14 protein-coding genes are annotated in these 19,722 nt (G+C 54.1%); 4 read left to right on the top strand and 10 right to left on the bottom strand.

Annotated features, from left to right (window positions below; translation table 11 throughout):
* The first annotated feature begins 7 nt into the window (after positions 1–7).
* The 3 genes from GEOB_RS00770 to GEOB_RS00755 all read left to right on the top strand — a co-directional run bounded on the left by GEOB_RS00770 (position 8) and on the right by GEOB_RS00755 (position 3,569).
* Positions 8–940 (top strand): ketopantoate reductase family protein, encoded by a 933-nt coding sequence (locus GEOB_RS00770; protein WP_012645259.1) that lies wholly within the window; start codon positions 8–10, stop codon positions 938–940.
* 350 nt (positions 941–1,290) lie between these two features.
* On the top strand, positions 1,291–1,605 hold the full coding sequence (locus GEOB_RS00760; RefSeq protein ID WP_407638383.1) for a DUF485 domain-containing protein: 315 nt from the start codon (positions 1,291–1,293) through the stop codon (positions 1,603–1,605).
* Positions 1,602–3,569 carry a solute symporter family protein gene (locus GEOB_RS00755; protein ID WP_012645257.1) on the top strand — a complete coding sequence of 656 codons (1,968 nt, stop codon included), beginning with the start codon at positions 1,602–1,604 and terminating at the stop codon, positions 3,567–3,569. Before GEOB_RS00760 ends, GEOB_RS00755 begins: the two co-directional genes overlap by 4 nt.
* Positions 3,570–4,417: 848 nt before the next feature.
* On the opposite strand, the gene GEOB_RS00750 is transcribed toward GEOB_RS00755, so the two are convergent.
* The 3 genes from GEOB_RS00750 to GEOB_RS20375 form a co-directional block, all read right to left on the bottom strand.
* Entirely contained in the window at positions 4,418–4,756 is a 339-nt protein-coding gene (locus tag GEOB_RS00750) for a hypothetical protein (RefSeq protein ID WP_012645256.1), read from the bottom strand.
* A 679-nt stretch (positions 4,757–5,435) separates the two neighbouring features.
* Positions 5,436–6,155 (bottom strand): hypothetical protein, encoded by a 720-nt coding sequence (locus tag GEOB_RS00745; protein ID WP_012645255.1) that lies wholly within the window; start codon positions 6,153–6,155, stop codon positions 5,436–5,438.
* A 445-nt stretch (positions 6,156–6,600) separates the two neighbouring features.
* On the bottom strand, positions 6,601–6,783 hold the full coding sequence (locus GEOB_RS20375) for a helix-turn-helix domain-containing protein (RefSeq protein WP_268741661.1): 183 nt from the start codon (positions 6,781–6,783) through the stop codon (positions 6,601–6,603).
* Between the two features lie 140 nt (positions 6,784–6,923).
* Here GEOB_RS20375 and GEOB_RS00740 point away from each other — a divergent pair, with 140 nt between their 5' ends.
* Positions 6,924–8,174 (top strand): beta propeller repeat protein, encoded by a 1,251-nt coding sequence (locus GEOB_RS00740; protein WP_012645254.1) that lies wholly within the window; start codon positions 6,924–6,926, stop codon positions 8,172–8,174.
* A gap of 286 nt (positions 8,175–8,460) precedes the next feature.
* On the opposite strand, the gene mobA is transcribed toward GEOB_RS00740, so the two are convergent.
* The 7 genes from mobA to GEOB_RS00705 form a co-directional block, all read right to left on the bottom strand.
* Positions 8,461–9,156, bottom strand: coding sequence for a molybdenum cofactor guanylyltransferase (mobA, locus tag GEOB_RS00735; RefSeq protein WP_012645253.1), 696 nt, complete (start codon positions 9,154–9,156; stop codon positions 8,461–8,463).
* A 26-nt stretch (positions 9,157–9,182) separates the two neighbouring features.
* Complete coding sequence (locus GEOB_RS00730) at positions 9,183–11,243, bottom strand: molybdopterin-containing oxidoreductase family protein (RefSeq protein WP_012645252.1); 2,061 nt, start codon at positions 11,241–11,243, stop codon at positions 9,183–9,185.
* A 255-nt stretch (positions 11,244–11,498) separates the two neighbouring features.
* Positions 11,499–13,535 (bottom strand): sigma 54-interacting transcriptional regulator, encoded by a 2,037-nt coding sequence (locus tag GEOB_RS00725; protein WP_012645251.1) that lies wholly within the window; start codon positions 13,533–13,535, stop codon positions 11,499–11,501.
* 595 nt (positions 13,536–14,130) lie between these two features.
* Complete coding sequence (locus GEOB_RS00720; RefSeq protein ID WP_012645250.1) at positions 14,131–15,036, bottom strand: bifunctional enoyl-CoA hydratase/phosphate acetyltransferase; 906 nt, start codon at positions 15,034–15,036, stop codon at positions 14,131–14,133.
* A 13-nt stretch (positions 15,037–15,049) separates the two neighbouring features.
* The gene (gene buk / locus GEOB_RS00715) at positions 15,050–16,117 is read right to left on the bottom strand and encodes a butyrate kinase (RefSeq protein ID WP_012645249.1); all 1,068 of its coding nucleotides are present in this window, start codon (positions 16,115–16,117) and stop codon (positions 15,050–15,052) included.
* Between the two features lie 398 nt (positions 16,118–16,515).
* Entirely contained in the window at positions 16,516–17,883 is a 1,368-nt protein-coding gene (locus tag GEOB_RS00710) for a sigma-54-dependent transcriptional regulator (RefSeq protein ID WP_012645248.1), read from the bottom strand.
* Positions 17,880–19,691: a sensor histidine kinase gene (locus tag GEOB_RS00705; RefSeq protein WP_012645247.1), complete on the bottom strand. Its 1,812-nt coding sequence runs from the start codon at positions 19,689–19,691 to the stop codon at positions 17,880–17,882. The genes GEOB_RS00710 and GEOB_RS00705 overlap by 4 nt, the downstream gene beginning before the upstream one ends.
* Positions 19,692–19,722: the final 31 nt, after the last annotated feature.

The raw sequence follows: 19,722 nt of genomic DNA, 5'->3' as shown, positions 1-19,722 counted from the left end.
TACGCCCATGAATTATTCGCCAAAAAAATTCGCCGTCATCGGCGCAGGGCCCGTAGGGGCTATCGTTGCCGCGTTCCTGGCCAAGGGGGGATACGAGGTCACCCTCTGCGACGTTGTGTCGAGCCTCCTGGAACCTGCCCTGAATCCAGGGATCATCATCGAAGGGGTTGATTCGCTGCAAGCCAGAGTAACTAAGGTTACCACCAGTGTTGATGACATCGTCAACGACCTACCCGATGTCATTTTCGTCACCGTCAAGGCCACCGCCATCCCTCTGATCGCCTCCGCCTTGGAAAACTTTGTCGGCGAAGGGCGCTACGTGGTCAGCTGGCAAAACGGCATCGATACCGAACTGGACCTGGCCCAGCACCTGGGCAGGAAATCGGTGATGCGGGCGGTGGTCAATTACGGTTGCGTGCCTTTGAGCCCTGCCCACGTGCGAATAGCCTTCCATCACCGGCCCCACTTTCTCCAGGAATTGGACCCCGATTCCAGGGACGCGGCCATCGGTATCTGTGATGCCCTGACCAACTGCGGGCTGGAGACCCGTCACACCGACCGCATCACCGACATGGTCTGGCGCAAGTCGGTGATGAACTCATGCATGAACGCCATCTGCGCCGTCACCGGCAAGACCATGATCGAGATCATCATCGACCCGATCCTTTTCAACCTGGTCGACTCCCTGATCAAGGAGGGGGTAGCCGTGGCCAGGGCCAACGAATTCGTTCTTGGTTCAGACTTCTATCCTTACTGCGTCAACTACATAAAGAACGCCGGCAACCATAAGCCTTCCATGCTCCAGGACATCGAAGCCGGGCGCAGAACTGAAGTGGATTACATCAACGGCAAGATCGTGGAATACGGCGCCCAGGCCGGCATGGCTACCCCCTACAACACCATGATCCGCGGGCTGGTAAAGGCCCTCGAATCAAGGTAATTGAAGATGCCGCCGACGAATTTCGAGGCTTTAAAAGGTTCCTCAGACACCTCCCCCGAAAAGGCAGTCGTGGCATCAGGAGAGAGCGACGAGCTACAGCGGCGAGCGGACACCCGCCCCATGTGGAACGGAGAAGCAACCGGCCAATTCAAGCATCGTGCACCATTACACGGGCGGTACAGCAGGGTCCGCAGCTGTGGCGACAGAGCGAACGGACGATGTCGCGACTGCCGGGATGAACATATTAAAACTACGAAGAAGGAGGTGTTGTGCTTTCGGAACCAGGGGACAATCGGACGCAATTTTAACAGCGGGATGCAGGTAACAACAAGGAGGATGACGTGACGGAAATGAAAATAAATTGGGCAGCAGTAGCCAACCATCCGAAATTCGTGGAATTGCACCGGGCAAAGATGCGGTTTCTAGTGGGCTTGTGGCTGGTGGGCGCGGCCTCGTATTTCCTTGTCCTGATCGGTGCGATATCTGCACCCGGACTCTTCAACACCAGGATCATCGGCAGACTCAATTTCGGTTATCTGTTTTGCCTCTTTCAGTTCGTGCTGGCCTGGGGCATCGCCATTTACTACACCCGCAAATCCAACAATGAATTTGACCCCCTTACCAAAGAGCTGCTGGAGCTGATCAGCAAGGAGGAAGGCCAATGAGAAACGTATTTCTTGGTGTTATCTTCGCTCTTGCTTTCGGTCCCCTGGCCTTTGCTGCAGAACCGCCGACAAAACCCGGCGCTGGTACCGGAGCTGCCATTTCTGCCCAAGCTGCGCCGAATGCCCTTTCGCCAGCCGCCCCAAGTGCCAATCCCCCTACCACGGCCACCAAAAGCCCGGCCCCCATGCCGAAAAAGATGCAGACCAACCGTGGATTCACCATCAGCATGTTCCTGCTGATCATCGCCGCTACGGCAGGGATTGTCGTCTGGGCATCGAAGAGCACTAGCACCGCTGCCGACTATTATGCTGCGGGGGGAGGCATCTCGGGGATGCAGAACGGCTGGGCCATTGCCGGGGATTTCCTCTCGGCCGCCACCTTCCTGGGGATTACCGGGCTCATGTCCCTCTTTGGCCCCGACGGCTTCATGTACTCGGTGGGGATCATCATCAGCTTCCTAACCATCCTGCTCATCATTGCCGAACCGTGCCGCAATGCCGGCAAGTATACCCTGGGAGACATCCTTGCCTTCCGCTCCTCATCCAAGGCAGTTCGTGCCGTCGCTTCCCTTTCCGCAGTCGTCGTTTCCATTTTCTACCTGCTGGGGCAGATGGTGGGGGCGGGAAAACTGATGCAACTGCTGCTCGGCATCCCCTACAAGGCTTCAATCATCGGCGTCGGCGCCCTGATCATCGTCTATGTGGCTCTGGGAGGAATGAAGGCCACCACCTGGGTGCAGATCATCAAAGCCGGACTCCTCATGTTCACCGGTACCATCCTGAGCGGTGCCATACTCTGGAAATCCGGCTTCAACCTGCTGACTTTCTTCGACAGTGTCGCCGCAAGCCAGGCCATTCAGGACCACGTGCGTGGAGTAATGAAGCATGCCACCGCCGAACCCGGTTTCGATTACGGACAGCGGTTCCTGGAACTGGGGCTGTTCTTCAAAAACCCGCTGGACCAGATATCCCTTGGCCTGGCCTGGATATTGGGCGCAGCCGGACTGCCCCATGTCATGATGCGCTTTTTTACCGTCCCCAACGCCAAGGAAGCACGGAAGAGCGTTGTCGTTTCCATGTTCCTCATCGGCGCCTTCCTGATCATGGTTTCGTTCCTGGGGTTCGGCGCTGCTCTCTACGTTACACCCCAGCAGATAACCGCACTGGATAAGGGGGGGAATATGGCAGGGTTGATGATTGCCCAGTATGTGGGTGGCGGCGCCGGAACCATCGCCGGCGACCTGCTGCTGGCCTTTGTCTGTGCCGTCGCCTTTGCCACCATCCTGGCAGTAGTCTCGGGGCTGGTTCTCGCCTCATCGGCGGCCATCGCCCATGACCTCTATGTGAACGTCATCAAAAGCGGCAAGGCCGATCAGGGAACCCAGATAAAGGTTGCCAGGATAGCTTCATTCTTTGTCGGCGCCGTTGCCATCGTCCTCGGCATTGCCTGCGAGAATCTCAACATCGCCCAGCTGGTGGGCCTGGCCCTGGCCGTTGTCGCCTCGGCCAACTTTCCCGTCCTGCTCTTCGCCCTGTTCTGGAAACGGTTCAATTCGGCGGGCATCATCGCCGGTCTGGTGGTCGGCACGGTCGTCACCATCGCGGTATTGATGGTGTCGCCCAATATGACCTATCCGAAAAAGATCGCCGCCGATGCCCAGAAGATCGTCGTCACCCTGGAGAAAAAACAGGCCGAGGGGGTAGTGCTTGCGGAAAAGGATCTGAAAACCTTGGAAAAGGCCCGTGCAGACTATGCCCAGAACAAAAACGGCACTTCGCTGGTGGGACTGGATGCGCCGCTGTTCCCGCTGAAGAACCCGGGCATCGTTTCTGTGCCGATCGGCTTCCTCGTCACTATCGCCGCCACCCTGCTCTTCCGCAATAAGCGCGAGGAGGAAATGTTCGAAGAGCTCTTTGTCCGGCAGACGACAGGTTACGGCATGGCAAAAGCAGCCAAGCACTGAACGAACAGGTAATTCTGATCGCAAAAAGGGCAGGATTGATTGTAAAATCCTGCCCTATCCTTTGCCAAGGCCCCGCTTTAAGCAACATATACGGCGACTGCTGCAACCTGTCGCCTTCCTGCCCCACCCATTGAGATACGTTACGACAAAAACGTGCTTTCCCCCATCCACCCAATTCCGCATGAAAACTTACTCTAATGAACTTCTTGACACTATCGCTTCCGGGGGTGTATGAATGTGAACAATTTCTGTAGAACAAAGGGCTCTAAATGGGAGATCAGGGCCAGATCCGTTGGAATATAAAATAGCCGCTGCAAAATATCATAAATTTTTCTGGAGGAGACCACATGTCAATCCTGTTCCGATGCCTTGTAAAATTTGTTCTGCTATCAGGTGTAATCACAGCCGCAGGTTGTTCTTGGCCTAGCGTAAAAATAGGAAATGACAAATATCTCCTTTCACCAACACCGACCAGTGAGACAACCAAAAGCACCTCAAATCCAGGAGACATCCGGCGGAGATGAAATAAGAGTGAGAAGTTGGACAACCCTAAGGTAAGGTCTGCGGCGGAATACGGATAAGAGGGATCTACAAATTACAAAAGTGGACAGCAGAGCAAGGGGCAGAAAAGGCAGAAAAGGGGACGTTGTTTGCTGGTTTGCTAACATATTTTTAGCATCGAGAGGCAGTTGACTCCATACACATAATTTCAGCTAGTTAGTATGTACAAATCGACAAACAAACAACGTCCCCTCGACCTCTCCCTACTTCAATTGAGACAAAAGGGGCAACGACTTATTCGTTGCCCCTCCAGAAATGTTTCTGGCTTCAGTGGCCTGGTTCTGCTGTTACGGATATATGACCTCGGCGCACGACAATATCTCAAAATATGTTGCCCAGGCTCCGATCTCGTACTGAACCTCAACCAGCCCCGTGCTGTCTGTGTGTGCTAGCATATAGAATGTCGCCCAGCTGTCATCTGAATTTACTTCCACACTTCTCTTGTTTGTGCTGATCAGGATCCGTTTAGATGCTAACGTCATATATCTAAACTTCACCTGAACATCTTTATCAACAATATTACAGTTGTATGTCGCGATATTTCCCGCTGTGCTTTCCTCCACGTTGTTGAAAAGCAAAATTATACCGGCAAAAACCATGGCCAAAACTAATCGCAGTATCTTCATCTTCACTCTCCCTTGTGAGTTGATGTTATTTCGTGCTCGTGGCGCGATCATTTTGTAAATCTAATGGTCGGCAGCGGCGCTTAAGCGCAATGTAACAGTTCACAATTGCCGGCACTGGAATAGCGCCTGCCTGACTTTGAGATTTGGACCCATTGCTACACTGGACCCTTGACAACACCTGGTTTTTTCTCTTTGACATTTGCCCCTTTATGTAGGCCAGAAATATCTCATTTATAAACAAGAAATGTCAATTAATATTTTTATACAGTTTGCTGTTAATGAAGCTATCTTTGGAACCTTGTTTACAACAAAAAAAGCATCCTCCACAACGGAAGATGCTTTTTTTTGCATCCAAAAGAAATTACCGGCTTTAACTCATCACCGGCAACACCTGCACGGTTGCACCTCTCCATCCTGCGCACCCTCATTGCGCAACCGGTAATAATCCTCCGGAGTATTGATATTAGCAAAGAGGGCAGAAAAGGAAAAGAGAGGAAAAGGGGACGAGAGAGGAAAAGGGGACGTTGTTTGCTGGTTTGCTAACATATTTTCCGCATCGAGAGGCAGTTGACTCCATACACATAATTTCAGCTAGTTAGTATGTACAAATCAACAAACAAACAACGTCCCCTCGACCTCTCAAACAACGTCCCATCGACCTCTCTTGGAAATTGTCTACTCACGGCTGTAGTTGGATTTGCATCCGCCGAAGTCCCTTTCCCGTCCGTGTGGTGGGATTGCCACCATCCACCACGCGGTTGCCGCAGATAAAGACGTCGTAGTTAATTGGTCCCTCCGAGTCACTCTCTCCTGCTAATGCAAAGAGCATCTGCGTGGGGTTCGGCGTTGACGAACTCCCACTCAATGCACCTTCACTCCAGCCGATGAATTGATCGCGGATCTCGTAGCAGACTTTTTGGCCGGCGAGCCTAGGGAATATGACCTCAGAAATTCTATCCCCGGGCCCATTATCATTGGCGAAGATCGTAAGCGTCTTGTTCAGGACTTGCGCTTCGCTATCATTACTCTGAGTACTGCTATCACCACCAAAGCCATTATTGGTGAGAGAATCTCCAACGTTGAAGGTCCAGTCAGAGGGTGCATGCCCGTACTTTGTCGCCACTGCGATTTTAGTATTCCCAAACGCAGGATTGAGATCAACATGGACACATGCCTCAAACCACCCGTCACCATTCGAGTCGACGGGTGCCACGAGCAGGCTCAACGGTGCGATACTGCAACCGGGGGAAGCTGTCCCCGACTTTAAGTCGACGGTACAGTCGATTGGTCGTTTCGGGCTCGGACAGAATGTCTGAGCTGAGGTGTTACCTGCAACCACCAGCAAGAAGGCTATTGTCGCTCCTAAGAGATACCCTTTCATCCGCTTATTCAGTTTCATACGCCCCTCCATTTGAACGAGGTTTTGTCAAAAGGTGCGGGAACAAACTTTGCCCGGATTAATTTAAGTTTGTGGAATAAGTGAATACCACAATTCCCAATCACAAGAACTCACCTCCTTTCACAATGCCTTGGTTCTACAGGATTCCGACTCACTAGCCTTGTCGTAAAAAAATAAACTCCTAAGCGATAAATTATTAAAGTATAATTAATATTCTTATATCACCGGGCAACAACAACACAACAAATTATTTTTTCATTTTCGTATATCGCGAGAGGGGAAAAAGGGGAAAAAGAGGATGTTGTTTGCTGGTTTGTTAGAGAGAGTGGAGCAGATCAAAATTGTTTCAGCGATCCGTCTGGCAGTGTAAAGAGTTTTTCGCTTTTATCTTGGCGGGGGTAACATATTGGTGTCAGAGCTACACGTTTCACCATAATTGAAAGCATCAAGCAGCCAGCAGTTCTTTTATAAGCTCCGGTTTCTTGATGGCAATAGTGATAAGAGACTTCGCTGCTCCGGAGGGAGTTCGCCGCCCTTGCTCCCATTCTTGGAGGGTGCGGAGCGATACAACAAGCAATTTTGCAAATTCGCTCTGCGACAGGCCGATCTTGAGACGGGCCGTAGCAATAGGAGAAACTTCCAGAGTGGAAACACGCCCGACCTTGCCGGCCTTTGTATTTTGTAATTGAAAATTATATATTGACTCAAGCTAACTTTTTTCCTTAGAATGCCTGCCAGCCTTAACGGCACAAATACAGAGGAGGATTCATGAGAAAAAATGTATTAGTAGCACTCGTTGTTGCACTGACAGTAAGTTCCAGCCTGGCCTTTGCAGCATCGACCCCTTTATTCAATGCTCCTGTCAAATTCGGGGAAGGCGTACCCGGCAGAGGGCATGGTCGTATGGCTGTTGATGGCCAGAATTTTTATGCAACATTTGGCACCGAGACTGCGGCCATGGCAAACACCAACGGCCGAATTCAGGACGCGGTGCGAATCGTAAAAAGCGCCAACAGAGGAGCTTTGTGGGGCCGATCCACAGCCCTTCAAACCTCCGATTTCTCTGCATTCCCCGTCGCCTTTACGGCGGTTGACCAATTCAGCGCCCGAGTAGCCATCAGCAACGACCCTCTCTACCCGGGACAGAAGATTGTCCATACCATATGGAAATCAACCGAGAGCAGCGGTGTGGACAACATCTATTACTCCTTCTTCGCGACACGACCGGATCAGAACGGCTGGAGCGCGCCCGTCAAGATCAACGGCACCACAAATGTCATGAACGGAGCCGAACTCGTAGTCACCGCAAGCGGCAGCATTCACGTTGTGTATGGATCGTTGACTGGTGCACAGCCGGCTGAGACCTTGTATTACACTGGCGCGCAAGCCCCCGGGGGAATTTTCTCCGAGCCTACGGTACTGCCGTTGCCGGCGTATCAAATGCGTGTGGGTGAACCGGCGTTGGCAGTAGATTCATCCGACAACGTCTACGCCGCATACGTCGCCGATTCAAAGTCGGTCTATCTCAACAAGAAGCCTGCTTTATCATACAACTGGTCGGCACCGCAACTGGTAGCTGACCTGGGAAGCATGAGCCAGGACCTTTCTCTGGCGGTTGCGGATTCAAACTCTTACTACATTGCAGTTATTGGAGGAGTGCCGACAGAAAGCTTGTCTCTCATGGTTACAACCGATGGCGGCACGACCTGGAGAGCGCGTACCCTGATTGCCGACCATTCCTATGGTGGGATCACCTCTGGCCCGAGTGTAGTGGTCTCGCCGACCAAAGTCATTACTGTAGCCTCTGAAACCGGAACGGTCGTGGACTGGAATTACACCTTTACCGGCATCAAAGTCTGGCGTTCCGACGACAACGGCGCTACCTGGTCCGCACCGGCCAGCGTGAAGGGACAATCGAATCCTCGTCTGATTCTGGACAGCTCTAACAAGGCTAATCTTTCGGTGGCCGACGAACAGAACAACGACGGCTCGAATCTGCTTTGGATACGAGAGAGATAACTACGGGAAACACCGGAAAAGGGAATAGCGATCCAGCTATTCCCCTTTTCATTTTCGAGCAAAAAAAGGGACATTGTTTGCTGGTTTTTAGCGTCCAACGGCGAACCGGCAAACCACCGGTTACGGCATCGCCACAGCGAAACATTAACAACTCTTCCGCAAAAAAACCGGGGCAGGAATTTACCTTCAATTCCTGCCCCGATCCTGTTGCTCTTTACCACTCTTGTTCACTTACGTTGCTTGGTGTGGCCGGTCTTTACCTAACAGCCTGTTACAACCACGGCCGCTAAGACGACTGCAAAAGCATCTCATTTTCCTGTCCCAAAGGGTCAGGGTCCTTTTCAGCATTGCGCAACCGGTAATAATCGTCCGGGGTATTGATATTGGCGAAGGAACAGAATCCGGGATCGAACCGGGCCACTTCTGCCGCCTCCACCTCCTTTACCCGAACCTTGGGGAGCACCGAGATGACCCGCTGTTCCCCTTTATCCAGCAGTTCTTCCAGTGCCGGGAGACACCCCATGCCATAAATGGCATGGAGGGGCTCATAGCCACCATCGCTTCTGGGAATGACCACATCCACGTCCTGGTACTGCTGGGCCAGGTGCCGGATCAATTGCGGGTTCAGGTGGGGCATATCGCAGGCAACGGTAAAGACGGCCTCCTCGTTGCACTGGCTGAGCGCCGCATGGATGCCGGCTGTCACTCCCTTCCCCGGGAAGATGTCGGACACCTTCCGGCAGGGGAGGAACTGGTAATGCTGCGGCGTGTTGGTGACGATGATCACCTCCGTGAAGAGTTCGGCAAGGGTGCGGTAGATCCCCTCGATCATTCGTCCTCCCCGGTGGAGGAGGAGCGCCTTGTTGTGGTAACCCATGCGGCTCGACTTCCCTCCCGCCAGTATGACGCCGGTCATGCCCGTAATCTTCCCTCCGGCAAGCCGGCCTGCTGTCCTTATCTTGTGATGTCTGTGGACGTGCATGACTCCTCCTCCGATGGAGATACTGATCACGCTGCGGCTGAGAGCTTGCGCACCGAGCACATCAAAGACTTGACGTCGGGGTAGCCGAGAATTTTCTCCCGGCAATCCGTGTCGGTGAGCAGATTGGCATTGGCCTCACCCGACCAGCCATGGGGAACGAAGATGCAGCCTTCCGCCACCCGCTCATCCAAAGCCACCTTCATCTTGATGGAGCCGCGGTTGGTCTCGATAAGGATGTCGTCGCCACTGGCCAGACCGTAGGTGGAGCCGGTCTTCAGCCCCATTTCGGCTACGGGGTGAGGAGCCTCAGCCTTCAGCTCGTCGATGCCGCGGAACTGGCTGTGCACGTAGTAGTAGTTGCGGTGGCCGGTGGAAAGGATCAGCGGATATTTTTTCAGGTACTTGGCATCGCTGTTCCTGGGGCTCCGCTCAGGCTCGATGTATTCCGGCAGTGGGTTGGCTCCCACCTGGGCCAGGGCATCGCTGTAGATTTCGATCTTGCCGGTAGGGGTCGCGAACATCCCGTCCTTGACCACGTATTTCTTCTCGCCGTAATAAAGTCCTTCCGGCTGGTCGTGGAGCATCTGCTCGAAGGTAATGCCGGTCGGTCCCAGTTCGAACTGGATCAGTTCTTCTTCACTCTGCCAGGGGAACTTGTCGCCGATGCCGAGCCTCTTGGCCAACTCGGTGAAGACCTTCCATTCCGACCAGCTTTCGCCGATGGGTTCGATGCACTTCTTGCGCAGCATCAGATAGGGCAGACAGTGGCAGACGTTGTAAGTATAGGCCAGACCCCACTTTTCCAGGTGGGAACAGGCAGGCAGCACATAGTGGGCCTCCTGGGCAGTCTCGGTCATGAACATGTCATGGACCACCAGGAGATCCAGGCGACGGAAGGCCTCGCGGAAGGCATTGGAATCGGCCATGGAGACGAGGGGATTGCCTCCCACCACATAGAAAGCCTTCAACTTGTCGGGGATCGCCTCCGGCACCATGGTGATGACGCCGTAGGGACTCTTTCTCCCCCAGACCTCGATAAAGAGCGGGTATTCATCCATGCCTAAAGGGTCCCCCTCCACGTTGAGCCCCACATTGCCGAAGTGGGGGCGGGGGCTGATCACCCAGCCGCCGGGGACGTTGATATTGCCGGTAATGATCTGAAGCACGGAAAAGGCGCGGCTGTTCTGGGTGCCGCCGGCGGTCTGGTCCTGGGTACAGGTTCCCTGGAAAATGGAAGCCCCCTTGGTGGTGGCGAAAAGTCGCGCCAACTCCCGTATTTTGTCTGCGGGAACCCAAGTGATCTCCTCTGCCCATTCCGGGGTAAAGGGCTCCACATGGGGTACCAGCTTGTCGAAGCCGATGGTGAATTTGTCGACAAACTCATGGTCGACCAGGTCTTCCTTGATGATCACATGGAGCATGGCCATGGCCATGGCGCCATCGGTGCCGGGACGGATCTTCAGGTACATGTCCGCCTGATCAGCCATTGGCGTTCGCCGGGGGTCGATGACCACCAGTTTTGAACCCTTGGCAAGATTCCGCTCCAGGGCCAGTTTCAGAGGGAAATCACTGGCGTCCGGATTATGTCCCCAGAGAATGTAGAGCTTGGAATCCAGTTCTTCAGTAGGGTACTTGCCGAAGGTGATCTGCCTGGTGCGGATGCGCATGCGATAGCAGATGCTTTCCACGGAGAAGAAGTTGGGGGAGCCGAAGGCCGCCTTGAATCTCTGTGTCAATTGAGCCATCTCCAGGTTTTCGACGCCGATGGAACCGCTGAACACGCCAAGGACGCTGGGGCCGAACTCCTCTTTCAGCTTGAGCAGCTTGGCGGAGATCTCGTCCAGTGCCTGGTCCCAGGTTATTTCCACGAACTTTCCATCCACTTTCTTCAATGGTGTTTTGATGCGATGGGGAGAGTAGACATGGGTAAGGGCCGCTTCACCCTTTGGACAAAGCTGGTCGGAGTTGATGGGGTGCCCCTTCAGCCCCTCCACCTTTACCGCCTTGCCGTCCTCGACGGTAACGGTGGTGCCGCAGCTGTGATAGCAAAGGGTGCAATCGGTTAATACCTGCTTTGATGAAGTCATAGGTGCTCCTTCTCTGGATAGTGTCGGCATCGGCAAGGGTTCAGCTTGAGGTGATGCTTACCGGAGTAAGAGCAACTGTTATGCCAAATGATGTTTTAGTGATTAAAGTTGCTAAGATATGGCAAAGTTACTGGAATCTGCAGTATTTTTCCAGTGAGACATGGCAGGCAGGATAAAACAATGGTGTTCTTCAAGTGAATCTTTGTCCGGAATCCGGACAACTGTCTGTTTTCCGTACAGACAACTCGATAACTATCAGTCGCTGCCGAGCTTTTCGTAGAGCTTGGAGCGGCTGATACCCAAGAGCCGCGCTGCTTTGGACTTGTTCCCCCCGGCCTCCGCCAGGGCGGCCTGGATCGTCTCCATTTCCATGACTGCCAAGGTCTGGGTAGCCTTTGCCGCCATTCCGCCTGGGCGGCCAACGATCTCTTCGGGAAGGTCCTGCAGTTCGATCAGTCCGCTTTCCCGATAATTCAACATCCGTTCGATGATGTTTTCCAGCTCCCTGATATTGCCGGGCCAGTCGTAGCGGGTCAAGGCCTCCAGAGCCGCCTCGGTAATCCCTTCCACCCGCCGGCCCAACTGGTTGTTGTATTTGCGGATAAAGGTGTCGGCAAGGAGCGGGATATCCTTGCGCCTGTCACGCAGGGGGGGAATCTTCAGCTCGACGACGTTGATCCTGAAATAGAGGTCCTCCCTGAATGTCCCTTCGGTCACCATTCGCTTCAGGTCCCGGTTGGTGGCAGCGATGATACGCACATCCACCTTGCGGGCCTTGACGCCGCCGACCCGCTCGATCTCCTTGTCCTGGATAACCCGCAGCAGCTTGCTTTGCAGGGCCAGGGGCATATCGCCGATTTCGTCGAGAAAGATTGTTCCGCAATCGGCCAGCTCGAATTTTCCCGGTTTTCCCTGTTTGCGCGCCCCGGTGAAGGCGCCGTCCTCATAGCCGAACAGTTCCGCCTCCGCCAGTTCACCTGGAATGGCCGAACAGTTGACCTTGATGAAGGGTTCCTTGCGGCGGTTGGAGGCATTGTGGATGGAATGGGCAAAGAGCTCCTTGCCGGTGCCGCTTTCGCCGGTGATGAGCACGGTGGAATTGCTCCTGCCCACCTGCAGCACCTGGGATTTCAGGGTGGCAATGCGCTCGTCCCGGCAGACGATGCTCCCCACAGTGTAGCTGGTGCCGTTTACCTTGTAGAGCTCGTTCTTGTAATAGTTGAGCTGCATGTTGATCCGGTTGATCTGCTGGACGATATCGGCCAGGTTATCAAGATCCTCATATATCTTGACGACAAACCCCTTTGTGTTCCCCTCCTTGGTGATCGGCAGGGTGGACACCACACAGGGCTTGGCATTTATTTCCAGCACACTTAGCGGCATCTGGTTGTGGGACAGGGGAATGAACCTGTTGATGTTCTCTCCGATAATATTATCTTTCGGCTTGCCGATCTTGTTGCAGAAGCGGGCATTGACCAGGGTGATCATCCCCGCCTCATCCAGGACCGCCACCCCCTCGTAAGCAACCTCAAGGACCGTCTCCAGGGTCATTTTCAGTTCCTTGACCGTTTCCAGTTCATGGGCGACCCCTTCCACATCAGTCATATCCTGAATGACGAAAATGACCCCCTTGTTTTTCATATTCTGGTATATGGGTACGGCGGTGGCAATGAGTTTCAGGGCGTTGTGCTCGATCTTGCGGGGAAGCATCCAGTTGCCGCTGATGACGGGCGAAAAATCCCTTTCCAGCTCTTGGAGGTAGTCACCGATGTAGCGCCCGGACTGCACCCCCCCGAGGATATTCTTGGCGTACTGGTTGGCCATGGTAACCATGCCCGTGTCGCTGGTGGCCAGGATGCCGGCCGGCACGTTCTCGATGACCCCGGACAGCTCCCGGAAAAGATAGTCGGTCCGATCCAGCAGCTCCAGGACGGTCCCCGCCTGGGTCGCCACGCCGATCGGCTCGTTTTCCCGGTTGACGACGATGGTCTGCCCCACCCGGCATGATTGCAGCCATTGGGAGAGCGCCTCAAGACTGTCATAGGTGGTGTCCTCGCAGGCGCTTACCACCTCCCGGATATAGTGTTTTTCAATGGTGGAATCGATATCGACGCTCTGCAAGAGGCAATCGTAGAGATGGGATTTGGAGAAATAGCCGATCAGCTTTCCCTGGTCATCGACCACCGGCACCCCGTTCAGCCGGGATGACTGGAGCAGCTCCACGGCCCTGCGTATGGTGTCGCCTGGGCGAATCTGCACCCTTGTTGCCAGCATGATTTCGCTGACCCGCATAAATCTCTCCTCCGAATCTGGTGGGATCACCGGCAGCAACCAGGGCCGCAGCCGTGATTATTTATACCATGAATTGGGGGGCAAAAGACCCGGAATTTACACACGTGGCAAAGTCACGGCAACAGGCGCTCTAACATGCCGCAGACCGAAAAAGGGTTCTTCACACATTTCCGTAGCAGGCAGTCGTGGCGTCGGGAGTGAGTGACAAGCTACAGCGGCAAGCGAGACACCCGCCTCATGTTGAATGGAATGGATCCGCCACTTCAAGTATCATGCCCTATTACACAGGCGGCACCACAAGGTCCGCAGTTGTGGCGACATAGCGTACGGACGATGCCGCGACTGCCTTTTTCCACAGAGTTTCCGGTGAGCATAAAAAAGGCGGAACACTCCTGTGTCCCGCCACCACACTTACAACTATTTTTGTGTTTACTACTGATCTTCCGCTTCAGATCCAAGTCCCCCTTTATGAAAGGGGGATTTAGGGGGATTTGCTGTTGCGGCTCTATGAAATCCCCCCCTGCCCCCCTTTCACAAAGGGGGAAATCTTGTTGGCGGAAGATTAGTGCTAATCAGGACAATTTTTGCGTTCGCTTCAGGAAATATATGCCGCTAAAGCAATGGTCAGCAGCATGGTATCGGCCGAATCGGAGCGGGAGGTAAGGACGATAGGCGCCTTCGCCCCCATGACTGCCGTGGCGATGCGCTGCTGGGTGTAGTAAACCAGGCACTTGCGCAACGGATTCGCCGAAAGCAGATTCGGCATCATGATGATGTCCGCCTGGCCGGCCACCTCCCCCTTGATCTTCTTGTATCTGGCCGACTCCACCGAAATGGCGTTGTCGAAGGCCAGGGGCCCCTCGATGAGGCATCCTTCTATCTGCCCCCGCTCGGCCATCTTGCTCAGGGCCGCCGCCTCTATGGTATCCGGCATGGCGGGATTGACCACCTCCACCGCCGAGATGACCGCCACCTTGGGCAAGTCGTTGCCCAGCTTGTGGGCCAGGCCGACGGCGTTTTCGATGATCTGCTTTTTCTCGTCCAGGGTCGGCGACACGTTGATGGCACAGTCGGTAATGAAGCGGAAGCCTCCTCCCGGAGCATCGACGATCTTCTCGTAGATGGTGATCTCGCTGATGACCTTGTTGTCGTTCAGCCCCTTCTGTTTGTCGAGGATGGCCCGCATGAAGGTGGCGGTGGGGAGATTTCCCTTCATGATGGCGTTGGCGCTTCCCACCACCACCAGCCGCACCGCTTCCTCGGCCGCTTCCTTCTGGTCGATAATATTGATGATATTGATGAGATTGGCATCGAAGCCAGCCTCCGCAGACATGGTCTTTATTTTTTCTTCATCTCCCACCAGGATAAAATCGGCGAGTTTTGCCTCAAGTGCCTGCTTTACCAGTTTCATCACGGTCGACCCTTCGGGGCTGACGATGGCGATCTTTTTCCTCGGTTTTTCTTGTACGGCGGTAATGAGTTCGTCGAATGATTTCAGCATTTTTCCTCTCCTCTCAGTAAATTGAAAGCTGTTCGGTGCCCTTGAAATAGCGCATTGCGCCTGCAGCCAGGGCCGCCATTTCATTTTCTCCGGGATCCAGCCGGACTTGGGCGATGAAGGAAACCTTCTTTTTCAGGTTTTCAACCAATCGCTCCGAGTAGGCCAAGCTGCCGGTGAGGGCGATGGCATCCACCTGTCCTTCAAGGACGGCGGCGCAGGCGCCGATTTCTTTTGCCACCTGGTAGGCCATGGCCTCGAAGACCTCGGCTGCGACCATATCCCCTTCAGTAATTCTCTTTTCGATCTCCAGGCCGCTGGTAGTCCCCAGATAGGCCATCAGGCCGCCTCCCCCCTGAACGAGCCGCAATACTTGCTCCCGGGAATATTCACCGCTGTAACAAAGCTTGACCAGATCCCCCGCCGGCAGTGTTCCGGCCCGCTCCGGCGAAAAAGGTCCATCTCCGTCAAGGGCGTTGTTCACATCCACCACCTTGCCCCGGCGATGGGCGCCTACCGATATCCCCCCACCCAAATGGGCGACGATCAGGTTCACATCTTCATATTTCCTGCCCAGCTGCTCAGCTATCTTTCTTGCCGTCGCCTTCTGGTTCAATGCATGAAAGCTGCTTTGCCTCCTGATCAGCGGGATTCCAGAATAGGTTGCAGAGATGCACAATTCATCCACCGTCGGCGGATCGACGGTGAGCGCCGGAATATTCAGCTTCTTCCCCAGCTGGTGGGCCACAATACCGCCGCACATATTGGGATGCTGGCCATATTTGCCGCTTTTCATGTCATCGATCATGGCCGGGCAGATTTCATAGATGCCGCCGGGAATCGGCTTCATGTTGCCCCCCCGGCTGGCGATGCCGTCCAGCTGCTCCAGCGCTACCTTTTTTTCGGCCAGCACGTCAAGTACCGTCCGTTCCCTCAATTCGTACTGGTCAATGATCCGTTGGTATTTTTTCAGCTCTTCTGCTGTATGGGGGACCGACTCGGTAAACAGCATATCTTCCGATTTGCTCACTGCTATCTTGGTCGACGTCGAACCCAGATTGATAACCAGTAAAGTTTTTTCCATATTGAAGCCTCCGCATCACATCGGTTGATAAAACCGGCATCAGAAGTCCCAATGGTCAGCCGGTTGATTTACAAAATAATGTTTTGCAAAATATGATCCAGCCGCCTCGACATGATGTTAAATGTTATTTTTTCTTTTTAAATTCAGTATGTTGTATTTATAAAACTATTCGTTTGACTAGGATGTCATTTTATCATTTGGATAAAAAAAGATGCGGACATGTAAAATTATGATCGATAAGGTAAAAAGTTGAACGGGCGGCGGAGGCGAGATAAAACTAAGGCATGGGTAAGGCAAGGCCAAAAGGCTTTATAACAGCTGCCATGACGGGTGAACCGGGAAAGCATGTAAAAAGGATAACTTCGTTTTATTATAATTTCAGCTATCCATAGGTGCAATCACGGCTTATCTTCCTCCTCAAGTCCGTATTCCTTGATACGGCGATCAAGGGTAGGCCGCGAAATACCGAGGATCTCCGCGGCTCGTTTCTTTTCGTTACGCACATAACAGAGCACGTTCTGGATATGCTCCCGTTCCACTTCATGGAGGGGTTTCAGCAGCAGGGGAAAGCGCTCCTGGCCGTCGCAGCCCTCTTCCAGGTGTAGCGATTCGGGCAAGAGCATGTTGCCATGGGAAAGGATGACGGCACGGCGCAGGGTATTTTCCAGCTCCCGCACGTTACCCGGCCAGGAGTGTTCCAGTATTTTATTCATGGTTTCCTGGGGAATGATCTCCACCCGCTTGCCGGTCTCATGGTGCAGCTTTTCCAGAAGGAACTTGACCAGAATGGGAATATCCTCTTTCCGCTCCCTCAGGGGAGGGAGGTCTATGGAAACTACCTTGAGCCGGTAATAGAGATCATTGCGAAACATGCCGCTTGCCACCAGAGTCGACAAATTCTTATTGGTAGCGGCAACGATGCGCACATCCGCCTTGATCGTCTCGATGCCGCCGACCCGCTCAAATTCCCTTTCCTGGATGAAACGGAGAAGCTTCACCTGTATTTCCGGACTGATCTCCGATATTTCATCAAGAAACAGGGTTCCCCCCTGGGCCAGTTCGAACTTGCCGGGCTTGGTACGGATAGCACCGGTAAAAGCCCCTTTTTCATGACCGAACAGTTCGCTTTCCAGAATAGTCGGTGACAGGGCTGAACACGCCACGGCGATAAACGGCCGATTACGGAACTGGCTGTTGAAGTGGATGGCACGTGCCACCATCTCCTTGCCGGTGCCGCTCTCCCCCTGGATAAGAACTGTCGCCCTGGAGTCAGCCACGGCGCCGATGGTCTTATAGACCTCTTTCATGGCCCGGGTACGGCCAACCATGATGTTCTGCTCGAAATGGGGATCGAAGGAATCGCTGAAGGTGACGCCGGTGCGGGACAGGGCGCTCATTTCGAAGATCTTGTCGATGACCTCGTCCAGATGGTCCAGATCCACCGGTTTACCCAGGTGATCGATGGCTCCCAGACGAATGGCCTTGATGGCCGTCTGCATTTCATCGTAGGCGGTGATCATGATGATCGGCAGGAAGGGCTTCTTTTCCTTGACCAGGGTCAGCACCTCGAAACCGTCCATTCCGGTCAGGCGCAGGTCCAGCAGCATCAGATCGATGTTGTGCCCGATGGCGGTGTCCGCCAGGGCCAGGTTGACCGCATCGGAACCGTTGGCGGCCGTGACCACCCTGTAGCCAACCTCCGTAAGATGCAGCTCCAGTGTGCGGCGGATTGCTTTATCGTCATCGGCGATCAGAATCGTTTTCATTGGCTCATATCTCCTGTTCCTGCAGGTCCTTTCAGGGGAAGGGCCACGGTAAATGTGGCACCCTGCCCCGGCTGGCTCTCCACCGCCACCGACCCGCCGTGACGCAGAACGATGGTCTGTACTATGGAAAGGCCCAGTCCACCGCCGGAAGCCCTGGTGGTATAAAATGGATCGAAAAGCTGTTCCAGCTTGCCCTGGGGGATCCCTCCCCCGGTGTCACTTACCGTGACCAAGGCCATTCCGTCTGCACTGCGGGCGAAGATGGTGAGATGCCTTTCTCCTGGTGTTTCGTTCATGGCTTCCATGGCATTCAGAATCAGGTTCAGCAGTACCTGATGGATCTGCTCCGGATCACAGACAAGTTGAATGGGGGACTCGGTGCGGACCGTTGTCCTGATCAGCTGTTCCTCCAGGCGCTGGGACAACAGCTGCATCAGCCTGCTGATAATTTCCTTGAGCTCGGTATTTTGCAGGTTCAGGGATCTGGGACGGGCGAAGTCCATGACGTCCTTGAGCAGTCGGTTAAGCCGCTGGATCTCCCCGTCGACGATGGCAAAATTTTCCCGCAAGGTACCGGCAAGGTCAATTTTTTTCCTGATCATCTGCATGTTCATCTGAATAGCAGACAGTGGGTTGCGGATCTCATGGGACAGACCAAGGGCAAGCTGCCCCACCGCCGCGACCTTCTTCGCCACCAACAGTTCATCAAAAGTGGACTCCAGCCTGGTGTGTGCCTCACTGAGGGCACGGGTGTGGTTTTGAACCTGAGCCGACAACACACGGTTCCAGTTGATGAGGAACCCGAGAAGCAAAGTCGCCACCCCCAGGACCGTGACCAACAGTGTGTTGGCAAAGAGTTCCTGACGATGAAGAAAAGTGGACAGCAGCTCTTCCACCTCGTGCTCGGGAGTGGATATGCCCAGCGCCCAGAGGCGGTTCTCGATACGGATGGGATGATAGCTGCCGATCTTCCGTACCTGATGCTGATAGGTGCCGGGATCCAGATAGTCATACCAGTCGCTTCCCGGCTTGCCATTTTCCATGGAAAGCAGAAGCTGATACAGCCTTGGCCAGCGCGGGAGGAATGCTTCTTCAAAACTGAGACCCACCAAGCGTCCGCTGGGGCCGACGAGCATGGTCCTGTTGCTGATGTCAGCCAGCCACGCGTGGCCCTCTTTACCAATATGGATGGGCAGGATATGTTTTTTTGCCAGGACTTCAAAATCTATGGCGCAGATGACGACACCGAGGAATTTTTCGCCCGGGCCATAAATCCCTTCCGCTACGATCAATGCTTTGTTCCCGCGCTGCATTCCCCCTTGCAGGCGGGCGTAGGGAGACAGGTACATCTGCCCCGGCCTGCCCATTTCCCTGGCCCAGTGATAATAATCGCGCCAGGCGTAACTGCGCCCTATTGTATACGTGTCATAGGGTTCTATGGTGATTGCTGTCCCCTTGCTGTCGAAGATCACCATCTCGATGACCGGAGTGTTGGCAAGGGAGCTGTAGATTTTTTTCAGACTCCCCTTGACCTCTTCCACGCGGTGCCTGGTAACTGCTTTCCCTTCAAACAGATTGACCACCAGGTCAAGGTTGCGATGGTAGGTGGCGAACAGCTCTTCCAGGGTGTGGGAAGCCAGTTCGGCCATCAGGGATTGCTGGCGGTTGTACTGCTCGATGAAACGGGCGCGCGCCTCGGCACGCACGTCCCGGTTCGCATGCTGAATCAGGAGCAGAGCGGCGACGGCCCCGATCGAGATTAAAAACAGGGCAACCGGCAGCTTATGTCTGCGAATAATGCAAGTCATATGTTCTATAAATAGTCTTCCCGGGAGATTG

It is taken from the genome of Geotalea daltonii FRC-32 (assembly GCF_000022265.1).
Taxonomy (GTDB): Bacteria; Desulfobacterota; Desulfuromonadia; order Geobacterales; family Geobacteraceae; genus Geotalea; species Geotalea daltonii.
This window is presented reverse-complemented; position numbering and strand designations above follow the sequence as displayed.

Bases quoted from the DNA above. Each gene is read 5' to 3' on its own strand.
- GEOB_RS00770 (WP_012645259.1), top strand. From the start codon at position 8: ATGAATTATTCGCCAAAAAAATTCGCCGTCATCGGCGCAGGGCCCGTA.
- GEOB_RS00760 (WP_407638383.1), top strand. From the start codon at position 1,291: ATGAAAATAAATTGGGCAGCAGTAGCCAACCATCCGAAATTCGTGGAA.
- GEOB_RS00755 (WP_012645257.1), top strand. From the start codon at position 1,602: ATGAGAAACGTATTTCTTGGTGTTATCTTCGCTCTTGCTTTCGGTCCC.
- GEOB_RS00750 (WP_012645256.1), bottom strand. From the start codon at position 4,756: ATGAAGATACTGCGATTAGTTTTGGCCATGGTTTTTGCCGGTATAATT.
- GEOB_RS00745 (WP_012645255.1), bottom strand. From the start codon at position 6,155: ATGAAACTGAATAAGCGGATGAAAGGGTATCTCTTAGGAGCGACAATA.
- GEOB_RS00740 (WP_012645254.1), top strand. From the start codon at position 6,924: ATGAGAAAAAATGTATTAGTAGCACTCGTTGTTGCACTGACAGTAAGT.
- mobA (WP_012645253.1), bottom strand. From the start codon at position 9,156: ATGCACGTCCACAGACATCACAAGATAAGGACAGCAGGCCGGCTTGCC.
- GEOB_RS00730 (WP_012645252.1), bottom strand. From the start codon at position 11,243: ATGACTTCATCAAAGCAGGTATTAACCGATTGCACCCTTTGCTATCAC.
- GEOB_RS00725 (WP_012645251.1), bottom strand. From the start codon at position 13,535: ATGCGGGTCAGCGAAATCATGCTGGCAACAAGGGTGCAGATTCGCCCA.
- GEOB_RS00720 (WP_012645250.1), bottom strand. From the start codon at position 15,036: ATGCTGAAATCATTCGACGAACTCATTACCGCCGTACAAGAAAAACCG.
- buk (WP_012645249.1), bottom strand. From the start codon at position 16,117: ATGGAAAAAACTTTACTGGTTATCAATCTGGGTTCGACGTCGACCAAG.
- GEOB_RS00710 (WP_012645248.1), bottom strand. From the start codon at position 17,883: ATGAAAACGATTCTGATCGCCGATGACGATAAAGCAATCCGCCGCACA.
- GEOB_RS00705 (WP_012645247.1), bottom strand. From the start codon at position 19,691: ATGACTTGCATTATTCGCAGACATAAGCTGCCGGTTGCCCTGTTTTTA.